We start from the raw sequence: 15,177 nt of genomic DNA on the forward strand, positions 1-15,177 counted from the left end.
CTTTGTTCCTTTCTAATCCGATGCACCCTTTGCATGGCTTCTGGGTCATTGGAATGTGGTAATTTACGCAGTGGGAGCAGGTGCCGCTTTCCGCACACTGGAGGTCACATTCCTTCATGTGCTTATGGCAGTACCTGCTCCCATGTGAATGACTGCATTTGAAGTTATTCTGCCGGGGTTTCTCCCTGCTCCGGCTCTTCCGTGTTTTCTTCTGTTTCATCCGGGATTACCTCCTCTGCTGAGTTATCCCCGGACGCAGGAGGGAGTTCCCCAGTGTACGGTTCTCCGATGTACCCCTCGTATTCCTCTGGCGTGATGACCGCAGCGTATACGTCCTGTCCCGCCAGTTCCTTGACCTGTTCCTGCTTGTCCGCACCGAGTACCTGCGTATAGGTCTTGCTGCCCGCCTTGATCTGCTTCCAGTAGATTTTTGCGATTGCTGTGATTTTCATGGTGGTTGTCCTCCTTAAATTTATTTATGCCATGGCTTCGTAAAGTTCCATGATGGCATCTGAATTGGTTACCGTTTCCTCGTAGTTTTCAATGATCGCCGCTTCGAGGATTTCCTGCGATTCCCGGAGTTCTGCGTTCTCCTTCCGCAGTGCCTTGTTTTCCTCCTGCAGTCTTATGTAGGCTGCATGGAGCATTTTCTCATTTCTCATTGATTGCACCTCCTATGGTTCTAATGGTTGCCTGAGCCAGTCCTCTATGAATAACTCATTAAAGTACTGATCCATCTTCTTTACCAGTTGTTTTGAATTTCCCCGGAGTGCGTGCGCCCTCCATGACTGGTATTGCATTTGGACGTCCTCAAATGTAACCCTGCCCTCCTCTAGCAGTGTTTTCATCTTACGGAGTTTCCTCCGCTGCCTTGTTACCGACTTCCTGCTGATTTTCATGTAGACCTTGCCTGTTTCGGTCATTCTGAAATGGAATCCTAAGAATTTGATACCGTTGCGAATCGGGTATAACTGAGTTTTCTTTGGGTTCAGTTCCAACCCGATTTCTGTCAGTTTTTCCTCGATGCGCTCCCGGCAGTATTTCAAATATTCTTTGTCGTGATGTATGAGGTAGAAGTCGTCCATGTATCTGCCATAATACTTGATGTGCAGTTCCTCTTTGATGAAATGGTCTAATTCGTTCAGCGTTGCCAGTGCTAGTATCTGTGATACTTGGCTGCCGAGTCCGAGACCCACATCTCCGAAGATTGCGATTGCTTCCTCGGTGTATTTGACGATCCGCTCATCCTTGAAACGCTTCCGTACCTGCCGCATGGCCGCTTCGTGGTTGATGCTGTCGAAGTAGTGCCGGATATCAAACTGATAGACGTATCCGTCCAGTCCGTATTCCCGGTAGTACTTCTGCAGGTGCGCTTTCAATCTCCGCATAGCGAAGTCCACGCCCCTGCCGGGCAGGCTCGCACCGTTGTCATAGATGAATGTCGCCATCAGACCGGGGACGAGTGCGTTGTCGCATAGCGACCTTTGGAACACCTTGTTTCTGAAACGCAGGGACTGTATCTCCCTTTCCTTTGGCTCATATATCTTGAACCGTATCGGAGGCTCTGTGTGGTATCTGCCGCTTTCGAGCTGCTCCTGCAGGATGAGCGTTTCTTCCAAGATGTTTTCTATGTACCTTGCGGTACTGTCTTTCCATCCGACACCGAGCCGACATTTCATGCCGCTCTTGTATAGGCTCTCGTATGCGATTACCTTGTCGAAATCGTCAAAGTCCTGTGTTTCTATATTCATTTTTCAGTGTTGGCGGCTGATAGCAGTACCAAACCATAAAGGCTTGACTGCGTCCGCTTCCTTGTTTTCCTTTCGGAAGGACTATGCTCTCCTTTAGTGATTTTGGACTGGGTTCGGCTTTCGCTTACTACTCTCCCTCATTCACCAAATCGGGGCGGACTCCATTGTTGCCATTGTACGCATTGTTGTTGTTGAGCGTACCGCCTGTGTTGACATTGCGGACATTGTAGGAGTTGGCGGAGTTCGGTGTTACAGAGCATGACCTGTATTTTTATCCCTGCTATGGCAGGGAGGAATACCTCTTGATGTCGCCCTCTACCCATCGCTTCATAGCGAATTTGGTATTGCTCGCAAGCTTTGTCCAGTAGGCTATCTTGTCCGTGTCGATTGAGAACATCTCGTGTGCTACCTCAATCAATCCCATAAGGTCAGCAAGTGCGGCTCCGGCTTCTGCCTGCCATTTCCTCCTCATTTGGTATTCTGCAGCAGTACTGGGATATATGGAATTTGCCCTCCGTACTTTCCCGTAGACCTCCAGTGCATTGTTTATGATCCTGTCAGTCACGGTGTGTTGGTAACGGGCCGGGAAGTTATCCCGGTTCTTCGTTACCCTCAGCGTGTGGATCAGCAGTTCCTTGGCTTTCGTTCCTGTTTCAAATACCCCAGTGCTGCGTTTTCCTCTTGGCACTGCCATGGTTTCCTCCTGTTTCAGTTACGGATTATGCCCCTTACGGGGCGATGAGGACTGCCGAGGGCAGTCCTAAATCACGATAGCGGGGCGGACTCCAAGGCGGCCAGAGTACGCAGGGATGTGGCTGAGCGTACCGCCTGTGGAGACAAGGCGGACATAGTAGGAGTTGGCGGAGTTCGGTGTTCTCAGCCACCACCACCACCCGTTCCAACCGTTATTATTTTTAATATGATCGGTCGTGTATCCGATGGCGTTGGCTTTCGCTTTCAGATAATCTGACGGATAGGCTTTTCTGGTGGCGTTGTTTGTAAAATACGGATACAGCGTACCCTCTGCCACGTTATTCTCATTCCCCAGACCTACCTCTGTTTCCGAGAGCAGGAATACCTTACACTCCACATCCTCATAACCGCCTCCGTCAGTTACGGTGTTGAGTGCAGTCCTTTTGGTCACGGTTTTCAGCATATATAAAAAGTCAATATCAAATCCGTCAAGGTAGCCCGGCTCGTCCGTATAATGGGTGTCGCATCCGCTCCAGATATTGGCTGTGTCCGGGGCGGCATCTGCGTCATGCTGTGCGCTGTACCAGTGTCCTGCAGTGTTTCCACTGTTTAAATACTGCATGAGGTTGGACTGGCTCCATCGGTTGTTTCCGTAAGTCTTGCGGTTGGCATCTTCGTTGGTTGTTTCCCTTGCATCAAAGCACTTCTGGCACACGCACTCTTTTGCGAGGAGCGTGATTGTACCTGCTCCATCCATGTCCTTGCCAATGACGATATGTGGGATGTCGCCATATTCTGCATGAGGTACTACGATTTCATCCCCGACATTGAAATACTGGGAAAGCGTCTTGTTGTTCTTCCTTGCAAATTTTGCAAGGAAGTATGCTGCTACCGGGTGTTTCAGTGCTTCTGAAACAGTCAGCAGTTCATTCATGATCGTACTGTCCTTGTACGCCACGCTCTGCTCTCCGTGTGCCGCAAGGTCAGCAATCCACTGTCTTTGTCTGTCTGCTAAAAATGTTTTTGCCATTATTCATTTACCTCCTCGATATAAGCTGCTCCGTTGTCTACTCCGAATGCGTATTTCTGCCCCGTGGACTGGTCGTACAGATATACTTTGTCATCCGGGTGTTTCTCTGCGAACGCTTCAAAGTCCTCCTGTGTCACATATGCCCCTCCACCTGCTGTGAGGTAGACGGTGCTTGCATTGTCCACCTCGGTATAAAATTCCATCGTGATGGTAGATGGAATCAGATCGTTGTACGCAGGTAAGTAATCCCACTGATCCGCTACCGCTGTTGCGATAGCATAGAGGATTTCTCCCTCATCCGGGTCCCTTGCAAAAATGCCGACCTCTTTCACATAGTATCCTGCCTTAAGGTTTCCACTCGTCTGCTGATTGCTCACGATGAATTTCAGATAGACTGTGGATTCATTCACTACGTTGATGGTGCTGATCGGAAACGTCTGCTTCTGTGCCTTCAGTGCAGTCCTGCCGACCAGTGATTCCCCGGTCGCATACGAACCGTTACCTGTGGCGGCTTTCGTGAATTCGATGGTGGTCTTTCCTGCCTGCGCTTTTGCAAGCAGATTGATTCCTTTGGCTGTAAGGACAGCCGAGTTGAAATTTGCCATGTTAGCCTTGCCTCCTTTTAAATGATTGTTTTAGAATTTGATGCCACCCCGATGGCTGCGTTCTGCGTCTGCCCGGCAGACGTGCTTTCCGACAGTCCGTTTGTGATAGATGCTTTCGGACTCGAATGCCCGGCCGCTGCAACTGCGTGCGTGCCGGATATGGATGCCCTCACGCTCTTTCCGTCATTTATAATGACCGTCCTCTGCCTTGCGTTGTGCCCAGCTGCGCCATAGGTGCCGCCCTGCGCTTTCACTGCCCTCGGCTTGACATTATTCTCAATGGTTATGATTGTGTGACCTGCTACCCCTGCGGCCACGCTGCGGATGCCCTCTGTTCTGACATCTTCAAACTGCAGGTGGTTTGGTATCACTGTTCTCTGGGAAATCACGAAGCCTGCGGCTCCGTAACGTGATTCCGATACCGCCTGCTCCATGTTGGTATGGTTTAATACAGGGTTCTTCGGTTCGCTCTTGCTTGCCGCCCCTACATACCAGAGTGCGTTCATCTCCCGGTGTATCAGTATCCTTCGGATGTGGGAGCGTGTATTTTTTACCCTCTGGATGATCGACAGGAAGTATTCCGTGATTTCCTCGGTCATCTGAGCGTTCGTTATGATGTCGAATGTTCCGGGCGTGTATGGCGGCTCATCATAATCGAACCACTCCACAATATTGCCCTCTCCGAATACGATCTCTATCAGTTCAGATACTGCACTCGGCGTTCCTGCTTTGGTGTGCCATAACAGCGTCCGCTTGATGATGCTGCGCTTGGTTTCTATGTCCATGCTTTCTTGGTAGTACGGTGTTCGCAGTTCCACCGCCAGTACATCCAGTATCTTCTCCGGCAGTTCTTCAATGACAGCCACGGTTCTTGTTCTATCTGCGAGTTGCACAATCTTTTTCACTTGTTGCTGCAGAGCGTAACTGATGCAATGTGTTTCGATGTCCTGTTTCATCGCAATGGGGAGGATATCGGTTAACTGTCCGTCTTTGAATTTAATCATCCTCTAACCCTCCATATGCGACCGTCTTGGTTTTCATCCTTGCCACCGTGTTCCCTGCTACCGGAGTAAAGACAGGAGATGTGACATCGCACCTCTTTGCCCCTGCGGCTATGATCCTTTTTATTAATTCCGATGGGTTGATATCTCTGCCGATAGTATAAGTCTGCCACTGGATATATTCCGTTATCGCTGTATCAACCGCATTCTGAATGCTTTCCGACTTTGCCATGTCGCTCTTATTGATGTAATATGCCAGTTCAATGTCAAATGACTGTTGCTCTGGTGCGAGGACATCGACTTTGTCTGTAAGAGGTCGAATGTTTTCATCCTTCAGAAAATCTTTCAAATTATCGATCATGGTCTGCGTTGGAATATCTCCGTCTGCAACAAGGAATCGAATTTCCACTTCTGTCGGTGCGGGACTTAAAACCCTTACGCTTGTGATGCTTTGGTTGAAAGCCTTTGTGTAATATTCGTATGCATCATCCGGACCGGCTACAGAGTAACTGCTCGGTGCGATGTAGATTCTTTCCGCAAGTGCTTCATCATCCTCAATGTCCGCACCTCCTGTCGTGACTTCTAAATTCTCCACGCTGTCAATGTAAGGAAGTGAATCTACTAGAATGTTTATCTCTCCGATTGCGATTCCGTTTCCGCTATTTCCATCCGTCTGACAGGTGCATGGGATATCCACATAAGTATCCCCGGCTTTTACCTCTCCGTACTCGTCTGTCTCGAAGTACATTTCTCCATTGGTCACTCTTGTTCCTGCAGGAATGGTTTTCGTTTCTTCCATTGCTGCGGATAGAGTAAATCTTACCGTTGTAACCGATGGCTGTGCGTCCAGTCTTGTAATTCCACGAATGGCTGCGAGGTTATCCATATAACCACCGTAGCTGTATTTTAGTAAATCCTGCTTTCCCGCCCTGTCGACATATAGTAAAGCCTGAAATATTTGAATGGAGCACGCATAGAGTAAAAGTGCCGCAGGATCTGCTCTTCTTAATTTGCACGGCTTTCCTGTTAACGCTTCATACCGTTCCTCGTAGTCGAGCTGCATCTGTGATTGTATGTCATCCAATGTGATGTCATCTATGAAACTGATTTCTGGCAAGTTATCCAATTCTGCTATCATGACATATCCCTCCTCTCTACATGAATTTTTACATCCATTTTCTCCATTGGGTCAGTGGAGCAGTTTTCCACGTTTGCAATGGTAATTTCTGGGATGTATGTTTCTACTTTTTCTTCCAGTTCAATGGCGAGCACGTTTGCCGCTTCGTTCGGAATCATTGACAGGAACTCTCCTGCCAGTCCGAATCCACGACTTCCCGGTATTGTTCCTTCCGTTGTAAGGATGAGGGATTTTAACTCTGTATCAATCCTTCCAATATCTACGTCATTCCCTGCGTTTGCGATACTGATTGTATTGACTTCTTTCATTCGCCGCCTCCTTAGTTATATTCCGAAAATGTAAGGGAGCATTTCGCCTTAACCAGTTCGCCGCCCTTCCAGATTTCATCCCACGTCTCGCTGATATTCTCCAATGCCATCTTTCCACTCCCAACTTTCCTGCCGCCGATATATAAATAATCCACCACCCCGGTTTCTGCAGCCTTTTCAAGTGTTGTTATGGTTGCCCTTGGTTTTACTCCCTGCTCCGCTGCTAGGACGATATCGAACGTTACACTAGACGCATCGGGGCCGGCGAATTCTCCCTTTGGCTTTTTACCGACAATCGGATGGCTTTTCCATCTGCCGGATACTGTTCTTTTGAAGTCTGAAAAAGTCAGAACTTTGTTGGATGTCACTTCAAATTTTATTGTCTTTCCCCAGTTCCCTATTGCCATCTGCCTGTCTCCTTACACTTTTGCTTCAACAGAACCCATTCTTTTTTCCAAGTCCGCAATCCTGCTGATAATGCTTCCCAGTGTCGAGGTTGCTTTTTGGTCATGGAACATGATGTTTCCGCCGCTGTACTGAATGTATGCTTCTCCGAAAGCACTCCCCAATTCTTTTCGGAATACGTTCTTTCCGCTGATTGGCGGCTTGTTTCCTTCGTTCCAGTATTTCCCCATTACCACACCTGCGCTTTGTCCGTTGGATAAATGGAGCACCAGAACCTCTTTCCCAATCTCCGGCATCTTGTATTCGTCTGCCATGGAAAACACGGGGAATTTGTCCGTTGTGGAATCATCCATGTCCGGGTATGTAACACTAATCATTCCGTTTTCGTAATCTATGGATGAGACTTTTCCGAGTCTTATCAGTTTCTCTGCCATTTCGATGCCTCCTTAGTCGAATGTTCCTTCATCAACCCATCCGTAAACATTTGAACTACTATTTGTATGAACGAGGTGCCATGGGTGTGCTTTTCCATTTCCTGCACAGTTTGGCCCAAGAGTGATTTTAGCCTGCCCTGCTCTCGCCGGGTAACCTCTCGAACCGGGCCATGATGATACATAGTGCGTACCACCGTGAAAGTTTACGATATCTCCAACCTTGTACGTTTTCTTCGCTGTTGCTTGTGCCTTCGGTTTTGACTTTGGTGTGTATGTAAGCCTTTTCTGGCATTTATGCAGTTCGATGTTCTGTGTCGTACCGGAATCTGTGACCTCTGTTGTTACTTTGTCTACGAAATATTTTCCGTTGGCTTTGCCCATGCCTGATATCGTGACGCAGATTCCTGCACATATCTTTGGGTTGGCCCATATCTTTCCAGTCATCGTAGTCGCACCCTCGTTTGACTGATTGACCTTTGCTGCCGCCATATAATATGCGGTGTCGTAATCATCCGCAGTCTCTGTGATTTTGAGGACACGGCTTCCGGATGCGTTCTCTTTCTTTAGTCCGAGATAAACACTGACTTCGTCATTGTTTTTTCCCGATTTATAGGATATTCTCGCCCCGGTATACGTTCCTTCGAGTGCGTCTATATAGTCCCATTCGTCATCAATGAATGATGCTCTGGTAAGGGTTGCTGTTGCTTTTTTCTTTTCCTGCGCTGTCTGGTCATATATCACAATTTTATTATTAAAGACTTTCATAGAAAGTCCGTATTTCTGGCAGATACTGTAAAGGAATGCGCTGTCTGTTTTATCGGATTGCTCAATACTTGCAATCTTGATACTTGGTCCGCTGTATGATAGTGACAGGCTGTACCTTTTTGCAATCTCCTGCGCTATTTTCTTGATAGTTACGTTCTTCCATGTCTTTGTTCGTTCCCTTGTCTTAAAGGAATCTTTCGCAGGAGTCGATACCCCTCCGATGGTGGTTTCCAATGGTCCGCCAGAGAACTTTACCTCATCGCACACGAAAGTGCCGCAATTCAGCGACAGGTTTGTTCCGTCTTTGTTCCAGTCTTTAAATGTGATACTGCCTTTGATTTTATCGCCCTTGGTTGGGTACCATTTGTTCAGCCACTTCATGTCTATGTTCTGGAGTTTCAGGCTGATAGTATCGCTACTCCCGGATGCGACATCCTCGTAGCTGACGCTCTTTAAGTATTCAGCCAGTTTCGTGCTGACATTCTTCCCATTAAAGGAAAGGCTTGGAACGGCTTTTCTTGCGTTACTCATCGTCCTCGCCCTCCTCTACGGATGAATAGGTTTCCTCGTTTTCATCGGTATCCTGTCGCCAGAACACCGTGTCGCTGTCATCGTATCCATCTGGTATTTCCGGCACGTTGATTACTGTGCCGGATGGGAGAATCAGATAGTCGACCAATGGCTTGTTTGCATCCGCAAGCAGTTTCATATATCTTTCGTGTCCATACAGTCTGTATGCTATTAAATCCCAAGTGTCCCCTTGGATGGTCGTGTATGTTCCCATGCTCCTGCCTCCTATGCGAATGATACCCGCTTATTCTTGCGCAGGTATTCTTTCATCATTTTTTCAAATTCTTTCTGGCTCATGCTGTTGGCTTCTACAATATCTTCCTTGCTCGGTGCTTCGCCTTCGAAGTGATATGTTGGACTGAATACAAAGGTTGGATTCTTATCTGTATCTCCAGTCTGGTTCCTTGTTCTTATGCCTTCCCCGGACAACGTTCCAATTGTTTCTCCGAGTACGGCACTTCTTGTTACTGTTGTTTCCGGCGTTTCGATGCTCTTGGTCTGTAGGTTTGTTTCTGTTACTGGTTGTGCCAGTGAAGAGACCGCTGCACTTTTAACCAGTCCGCTGTTCTTTTCCATTCCGGCTGCGAGTCCTTCGTCCACATACTGCCCGGATTTCATCATGACTCTAGATGGCGAGTGTATCTGTAATGCGGAGTTTACAGCCGCCGCTGCTTGCTGTGCGATGCTTCTTGCCGCTGCCACCGCTGCGGCTCCTTTAGCTCTGATGCCAGATTCCAGTCCTGCCATCATGTTGTATCCTGCGGAGTAAAGATTTACGCCTGCGAACGCCGACTGGATTCCGCTTGCTGTGGAGCGTGAACTTGCCACGATTCTTGCGCCGCTTGATATAAACACAGCCACCATTCGACTGGTGCTTGTTGTTGTAATCGTCACAATCTGAACCATTCCTGCTGTTGTTGCCGCCTGCGTCTGCGTCATGCCTGTTCGGACGCTCGTGGTTACCATCAGCATTCCTGCTGTCATGCTCGCTGTGACGGACGCCATTCCTGTGCTTACTGCCGCTTCCATTTGGGCTACTCCGGCTGATATTGCACTTGCCCCTGCGAATGCAGTTACCAGTGACGTGAATGCCATCTGCGTTGCTGTGATGCGTGCAGACATTCCTGTAAGTGCTTGGTTAGTACCTATGAGTGCTGCTTGCAAAACCATCATTCCGGTTGCTGCCTGCATGGTAGGTGCTGCCAACGCTGTCATTGCTGTTGCCGCAGGCGTTATTCCCGTAGCTAGTCTCGTAAATAATGTTGCCATCAAAGTGGCAGTTACATTCATTGTTGTTGCATTCGCCTTAAACACGAGCATCGCTGTATTTAGCATAGTCATTGTTGCTGTTGCCATGGTAATCATTGCCGCCATCGCTGTCAGTGATGCCACGATTAATACCAGAGCCGCTGCCAACGCTGCGGATGGCACGCTTGCTGCCACTGCTGCCGCCGCAAACGGAACGAGCGCTGCGGTCGGTGCCGCCAGGGATGCAGCCAGTTTCGCCATGCTAGTAACCATTCCCTTGGATGAACTTTTTAGGGATTTCATGCTCTCTGCCGCAGTTTTTCCCATGGTCGCCATAATTGCGATAGCCGCTCCAATTGCAACCATTTCAACCGCCAACGGCGCAAATGCCACGTCTGCTGCGACTGCGGCTAATGCCAGTGCTGCGAATCCCAATGCAGCCGCAGCTGCTCCGACACCTGCTATTGCCGCCCCGACTGCAAACATGGTCATGGATACGCCCAGTGCCATGATTGCCGCTGATCCGCTCAATCCGTATGCTGCCAGTTGCGGAAGGACTCCTGCGATGACCGTCAGTGCCGCCGCTCCTACAAGAGCCGCTGCGTTCACAACAAGCAGACCTGCTCCTACGACTACCAGTGCCGCTCCAAATGCCGCCAGTGCCGCTGCCCCTGCGAGCAGTAGTGGTGCGAGCAATCCTGCCACTGCTGCAAATGCCAGTATTCCCACTGCGAGCAGTGCCATTGCTATCTGCGCTCCAGGTCCTGCCGCCGCCAGTTGCATTGCTGCCTGTACCATGATGAGCATCCCAGTTGCTGCGAGAATGATTCCTGCGCCGAATGCCACCAGTCCGACTGCCGCCGCTGTCAGCATCGGTCCGAGCAATGCTGCAACTGCCATAAATACCAGTAAGCCTGCGCCCATTCCTGCCAATGCAACGATAGCCCCAGTTCCTGCGTTTGACAGCATGATTGCCGATGCTGTCAGTATTGCCATCCCTGCGGCTGCCATAAGGATTGCACCGCCAAATGCAAGCAGTCCTGGTGTTGCTGTCGCAAGTGTTGTTCCCATTGCCCCTGCGACTGCAAGAAGTGCGATGATGCCGCCTTCCATGAGTGCCAGTGCGACCGTTGCTTCTGGTCCCGCCTGCGCCAGTTGAACCGCTGCGAATGACATGAGTGCCATTCCTGCGGCTGCCATAAGAATTGCTGCTCCGAATGCAATCAGTCCTTGCTGGCTTGCTTGCAGTTTTGCCCCCATCTGCGCCGCCACTGCCATCATTGCAATAATCCCGGCAGACATCAGCACGAGTGCTACGGTTACCTCTGGTCCCGACTGCGTGAGTTCCTTTGCCGCCTGTATGAGAAGCCATACCCCTGCGGCCGCCGCTGCAAACCCGACACCAAATCCAAGTGCGTTCTTTGCCGCCGCTGACATCACGGAAGAACTCTTGCTCATTGGGTCAGTCGCCTTTTTCGCTCCGCTTCCAATGGACGCTACGGCTTTTCCGAGTTTTCCAAAGACGCCGACTGCAGTTCCTGCTATCTTGAACAATTTCCCTATAATCAGAAGCACCGGTCCCGCTGCCGCTGCGATGCCTAGCCATTTTACAATGTTTTTCTGCATGGATGGATCCATGGCATTAAAGGCATCAATTGCTTTCGTGATGTTATCTACGATCGGTTTTAGATATTCACTGGCTATCTGCCCGATGTTATACTTTAATACATCAAATGAGGAACCGAGTTTTTCAAGTGACCCTCCCATACCCGACAGGAGGGCGTCTGCCATCTTTTGCGAAGTTCCGCTACATTCTTCCAGTGCGGATGCGTACTCCTGCACCTGCTCCGGAGCAGCATCTATTAATGTCAGCCACTTAGCCATCTGGTTCTTTCCAAAAATTGCCGAAGCCGCCGCCAGTCTCTCTTCGCTGCTTAACCCTGCAAACGAATCATGCAGCTGCTTCTGGACGTCAACCATGCTCTTCATCGTTCCGTCTGTGTTAAAAATTTCAAGACCGAGTTTCTCCATCCAAGCCGCTCCGTCCGCTGCAGGACTTGCCAGTCGTGCCAGTCCTGTTTTTAATGCTGTCGCTCCCTCTGAGCCGGAGATGCCTGCATCTCCGAAGATGTCCGTAATGGCCGCAAGGTCTGTCATTGACCATCCGACAGAATTACAGATCGGGCCGGCAGTCGCCATGGCTTCAAATAAATCTGTAACTGTCGTGTTTGCCTGCGCCTGTGCTTTTGACAGGATGTCTGCCGCTGTTGTTGCATAGTCGGCTTCTTTTCCAAACATTTTCAGGGCGTTTCCGAGTCCCCCGGTTACTTCGGACAGATCCGTGGCTGTCCCGGCTGCGAGGTTCAAGGCGGGCGTGATCATATCTGCCGCCTGTGATGCGCTAAACCCCTGCCTTGCAAAGTTCAGTGTTGCATCCGCTGCTTCCTGCATTCCAAACACGGAATTGGCCGCCGCTGATTTTACCGCCGCTTCAAGGTTCGACGCCTCCTCTGCTGACGAACCCATAGTAGCCTGCACGAGTTTCAATGATTTATCCACATTTCCAAATTCCTGTACGGAACTCACGCCCAATGCCACAATTGGTGCTGTCACGCTTGCGGTCAACATCTTTCCTGCCTTCGTGAAAGAGTCGCCCATGGAGGTTAAAGTCCGCTGTGCCTGCTTGATGGATGACGAGAAGGAGCTTTCCAGTTTTCCTGCTATTTTTATTGCTACTTTATAATCGCTCATGGTTCTTCTTGTTTGCCTCCTTCTGGATATCCCTTAAATCTTCACACAGGTCTATAATGTCAAATAATGACAGGCTCAGAATGTAATCCAAGCCTGTCATCAGATTTTGTGCGAGCAAAATGCACACTTTCCGAAGTTCGGAAGTGTCAGTCAGCTTTATTCCTCTCCGTAGAAAAAACTCGTCACGGTATTCTTTACTTTAATGGCATCTCTCGGACTGAGTCCCTTGAAGAACTCAATCGGATAGCCTGTTGCGCTTGCCGCGATGATGAGCGTGTAGTGCAGGTCATTTTCCGGCATGATTGATACTGTGCCGGATGATGTAAGCACCTTGTTTGCCCGAATCATATCATCTGCAGTGATGTTCTCTAAGCCGGAGAAGTCCAATTTGGAAATCTTCTCCCCTTCGAAGTTGTACTCCTTTGTGAGTTTCACGATTTTATCTTCGCTACCGCTCTCTGTTTCGTTTTTCTTGATTTCCTTTACCTCTGTCATGGTTTAATCCTCCTTAGACCTGTGAACGGATTTTTGCAAGCATATCCGTTCCGTTTAATACAAATTTGAAGTTCAGCTTGTCCAATTCGAGCGTGGTCTTGTTGTTGATCATGATTTTGATGTACAACACTTCCAGTTCGATTTCCGGTTCTCCTTTTTTCCCCTTTACCACTTTTCCGAGAGAAGTTGTGGATGCTTTTCCCCTGACTACGATTTTTACCGGGTAGTACCCTGTCACTCCAGTAGTAGGGTCCATGCACTGCATGGATGCACGGAGTGTAAGCTGTGGCGGTTTGGTTGTGTTCATGAGACTGAATAAGTCCTCATAAAGCACGGAGAACGGAATCTTGATTTTCATGGATGAGAACTGTCCCGTTACAGGGTCCTCAATCTCTCCGAGTACCCCTGCACCCTCGATTGTATCCGTGAGTGCCTCCAGTTCCGGCAGTTCGATTTCGCCGGAGATTCCGATTAATTTCTTCGCTCTGTCGTTGTAGACATTGTAGTGGTTTAACACCTCAGGAATTACCATGCCCATCTTTATTCACCTCCTGTTAATGCGTTAGAGAGCATTGACGTGTCATAGGACAGGATGTTGTTGATTTCCTGTGCCGGAGTATATGGTGCGATGCTCTGACGGAATGTCATCTTACCTGCCAGGATATCTGTGTCCGGGTTGTCGCTCTTTAAGTACTGGATGTTTGCCCCTGCCCATTTGTCTGGTGCATAGGCTGCACACCGAATATTCTCGGAATCAACAACGCTTTCAATCAGAACGCTGTTCATCGGGTCATCCACCTTGTCAAAGTACGACTGGATGAATGTATTTCCCTGCCAGTTGAACATCCTGCGGACTGCGAGCCAGATATCCTTTGCATCCTTGCTGCTTGGATATGCCCCGGTATAATTTCCCCAGAGTTTCCATCCGTTCATGTTAAATGCGGTAGCGACACCAAAGCTGTTGACAACATTCGCTTGGTCTAAGTCGAGGTTGACCTCCGTTCCGTCTGCAAGGCAAGTTCCCGTAATTCCTAGCAGTTTGTTGGACGGGGAAACACTTGGGACATCTTCATTCTCCGCATCGGTGTATGCAATCAATGCTGCATTTACTGCAGATCCTGCAAAGATGTAATCTCCCACCTTATAGCAGAGCCATGACGGGTAGCAGAATTCTGATGTAAAACCACTGTTTTCTTTTGTCTCTCCGCAGTCCGTGTACTTGGTAGCCGTATTTGTGTCAATGTCCACAAGAGCCATTGCCTTAAATACACCATTGATGTTCGCTGCCTTTGCCGCCAGTGCAATTCCGACCTCTGCTTCCTGTGACCATCCCGGTGCAAGAAGCAGACCCGGTACAGTCTTCAGTTTTGGATACACCTGCCGGATGAGTTCCATCCCTGTCTCTTTCCCTGTCGCCGCATTGTATGAGCCGATAATGTCCGTCTTGGTTACTGCGGTTGGGTCTACGACCTTTCCTGTAACTGCGAGAGATGCTGCTGACGCTCCCTTGCCACCCTTGATCAGATTAATAATAAGCGTTCCATCTGTATCAAACTCAGTTGTGTAGTCCGTTCCTGCAGCCAGTGTTGTGTCTCCGTTTTTCAACACGAGCGTTGATGGAACAACTCCCTGCTCTGCAATCTTTGCCTGCATGGACTCCACAGCTACCGTTTCAGTTGCTATTGCCTTGTTATGTTTCTGCGGATCAAGTACGTTAATATAAACGACTGGCGACACTTGAAAAATATTGTTTGTGATATACATCGTCTGGCACAATGTAAAATTATTGAAATCATCCACATATCCTAATGCAGCCATTGCTTCTGCTGCGGAATTTGCAAGCACTGGCACATTGACTACCTGTTCCGGGTTTTCAACCATGTGGACTGGTGCTGTACCAATTACGACCTGCACAGATGAATTTCCTACAACTGGCACTGTGAGTGCAGTGCCCTGTTCGTAGATATAAACTCCATGTTTCAT

Annotated in this window: 17 protein-coding genes and 1 pseudogene; all 18 read right to left on the reverse strand. The window is 49.0% G+C overall.

Annotation, left to right across the window (positions count from 1 at the left end; genetic code table 11):
- Nucleotides 1-164: 164 nt before the first annotated feature.
- The 18 genes and pseudogenes from OCV99_RS03605 to OCV99_RS03685 all read right to left on the reverse strand — a co-directional run bounded on the left by OCV99_RS03605 (nucleotide 165) and on the right by OCV99_RS03685 (nucleotide 15,177).
- Complete coding sequence (locus OCV99_RS03605; protein WP_158368264.1) at nucleotides 165-452, reverse strand: hypothetical protein; 288 nt, start codon at nucleotides 450-452, stop codon at nucleotides 165-167.
- 24 nt (nucleotides 453-476) lie between these two features.
- Nucleotides 477-662 (reverse strand): hypothetical protein, encoded by a 186-nt coding sequence (locus tag OCV99_RS03610; RefSeq protein ID WP_158368267.1) that lies wholly within the window; start codon nucleotides 660-662, stop codon nucleotides 477-479.
- Between the two features lie 12 nt (nucleotides 663-674).
- Entirely contained in the window at nucleotides 675-1,751 is a 1,077-nt protein-coding gene (locus OCV99_RS03615; RefSeq protein WP_158368270.1) for a reverse transcriptase domain-containing protein, read from the reverse strand.
- Nucleotides 1,752-1,878: 127 nt separating this feature from the next.
- Nucleotides 1,879-1,989 (reverse strand): annotated as a pseudogene (locus OCV99_RS18465) (hypothetical protein); the annotation flags it as partial.
- A gap of 42 nt (nucleotides 1,990-2,031) precedes the next feature.
- Nucleotides 2,032-2,445, reverse strand: coding sequence for a four helix bundle protein (locus tag OCV99_RS03620; protein ID WP_158368273.1), 414 nt, complete (start codon nucleotides 2,443-2,445; stop codon nucleotides 2,032-2,034).
- A 66-nt stretch (nucleotides 2,446-2,511) separates the two neighbouring features.
- Nucleotides 2,512-3,474: a DUF6273 domain-containing protein gene (locus tag OCV99_RS03625; RefSeq protein ID WP_158368276.1), complete on the reverse strand. Its 963-nt coding sequence runs from the start codon at nucleotides 3,472-3,474 to the stop codon at nucleotides 2,512-2,514.
- On the reverse strand, nucleotides 3,474-4,079 hold the full coding sequence (locus OCV99_RS03630; RefSeq protein ID WP_158368279.1) for a phage tail-collar fiber domain-containing protein: 606 nt from the start codon (nucleotides 4,077-4,079) through the stop codon (nucleotides 3,474-3,476). Before OCV99_RS03630 ends, OCV99_RS03625 begins: the two co-directional genes overlap by 1 nt.
- Before the next feature lie 17 nt (nucleotides 4,080-4,096).
- Complete coding sequence (locus OCV99_RS03635) at nucleotides 4,097-5,083, reverse strand: phage tail protein I (protein WP_158368282.1); 987 nt, start codon at nucleotides 5,081-5,083, stop codon at nucleotides 4,097-4,099.
- Complete coding sequence (locus OCV99_RS03640; protein WP_158368284.1) at nucleotides 5,076-6,218, reverse strand: baseplate assembly protein; 1,143 nt, start codon at nucleotides 6,216-6,218, stop codon at nucleotides 5,076-5,078. The genes OCV99_RS03635 and OCV99_RS03640 overlap by 8 nt, the downstream gene beginning before the upstream one ends.
- A complete protein-coding gene (locus OCV99_RS03645) occupies nucleotides 6,215-6,526 on the reverse strand; it encodes a hypothetical protein (protein WP_158368286.1) in 312 nt (103 codons plus the stop codon). Before OCV99_RS03645 ends, OCV99_RS03640 begins: the two co-directional genes overlap by 4 nt.
- 11 nt (nucleotides 6,527-6,537) lie before the next feature.
- Entirely contained in the window at nucleotides 6,538-6,933 is a 396-nt protein-coding gene (locus OCV99_RS03650; RefSeq protein WP_158368288.1) for a phage tail protein, read from the reverse strand.
- Nucleotides 6,934-6,945: 12 nt separating this feature from the next.
- Nucleotides 6,946-7,365, reverse strand: a complete 420-nt coding sequence (locus OCV99_RS03655) for a hypothetical protein (protein ID WP_158368290.1) — start codon at nucleotides 7,363-7,365, stop codon at nucleotides 6,946-6,948.
- A gap of 12 nt (nucleotides 7,366-7,377) precedes the next feature.
- Nucleotides 7,378-8,661, reverse strand: a complete 1,284-nt coding sequence (locus OCV99_RS03660) for a phage late control D family protein (protein WP_158368292.1) — start codon at nucleotides 8,659-8,661, stop codon at nucleotides 7,378-7,380.
- The gene (locus OCV99_RS03665) at nucleotides 8,654-8,914 is read right to left on the reverse strand and encodes a tail protein X (RefSeq protein WP_158368294.1); all 261 of its coding nucleotides are present in this window, start codon (nucleotides 8,912-8,914) and stop codon (nucleotides 8,654-8,656) included. The genes OCV99_RS03660 and OCV99_RS03665 overlap by 8 nt, the downstream gene beginning before the upstream one ends.
- Before the next feature lie 11 nt (nucleotides 8,915-8,925).
- Nucleotides 8,926-12,699 (reverse strand): phage tail tape measure protein, encoded by a 3,774-nt coding sequence (locus tag OCV99_RS03670; RefSeq protein WP_158368296.1) that lies wholly within the window; start codon nucleotides 12,697-12,699, stop codon nucleotides 8,926-8,928.
- Between the two features lie 156 nt (nucleotides 12,700-12,855).
- Nucleotides 12,856-13,194 carry a phage tail assembly protein gene (locus OCV99_RS03675; RefSeq protein WP_158368298.1) on the reverse strand — a complete coding sequence of 113 codons (339 nt, stop codon included), beginning with the start codon at nucleotides 13,192-13,194 and terminating at the stop codon, nucleotides 12,856-12,858.
- Between the two features lie 13 nt (nucleotides 13,195-13,207).
- Nucleotides 13,208-13,732: a phage major tail tube protein gene (locus tag OCV99_RS03680; protein WP_158368300.1), complete on the reverse strand. Its 525-nt coding sequence runs from the start codon at nucleotides 13,730-13,732 to the stop codon at nucleotides 13,208-13,210.
- 2 nt (nucleotides 13,733-13,734) lie between these two features.
- Nucleotides 13,735-15,177 carry a phage tail sheath family protein gene (locus tag OCV99_RS03685; RefSeq protein WP_158368302.1) on the reverse strand — a complete coding sequence of 481 codons (1,443 nt, stop codon included), beginning with the start codon at nucleotides 15,175-15,177 and terminating at the stop codon, nucleotides 13,735-13,737.

Source organism: Dorea acetigenes (genome assembly GCF_025567385.1).
Taxonomy (GTDB): Bacteria; Bacillota; Clostridia; order Lachnospirales; family Lachnospiraceae; genus Claveliimonas; species Claveliimonas acetigenes.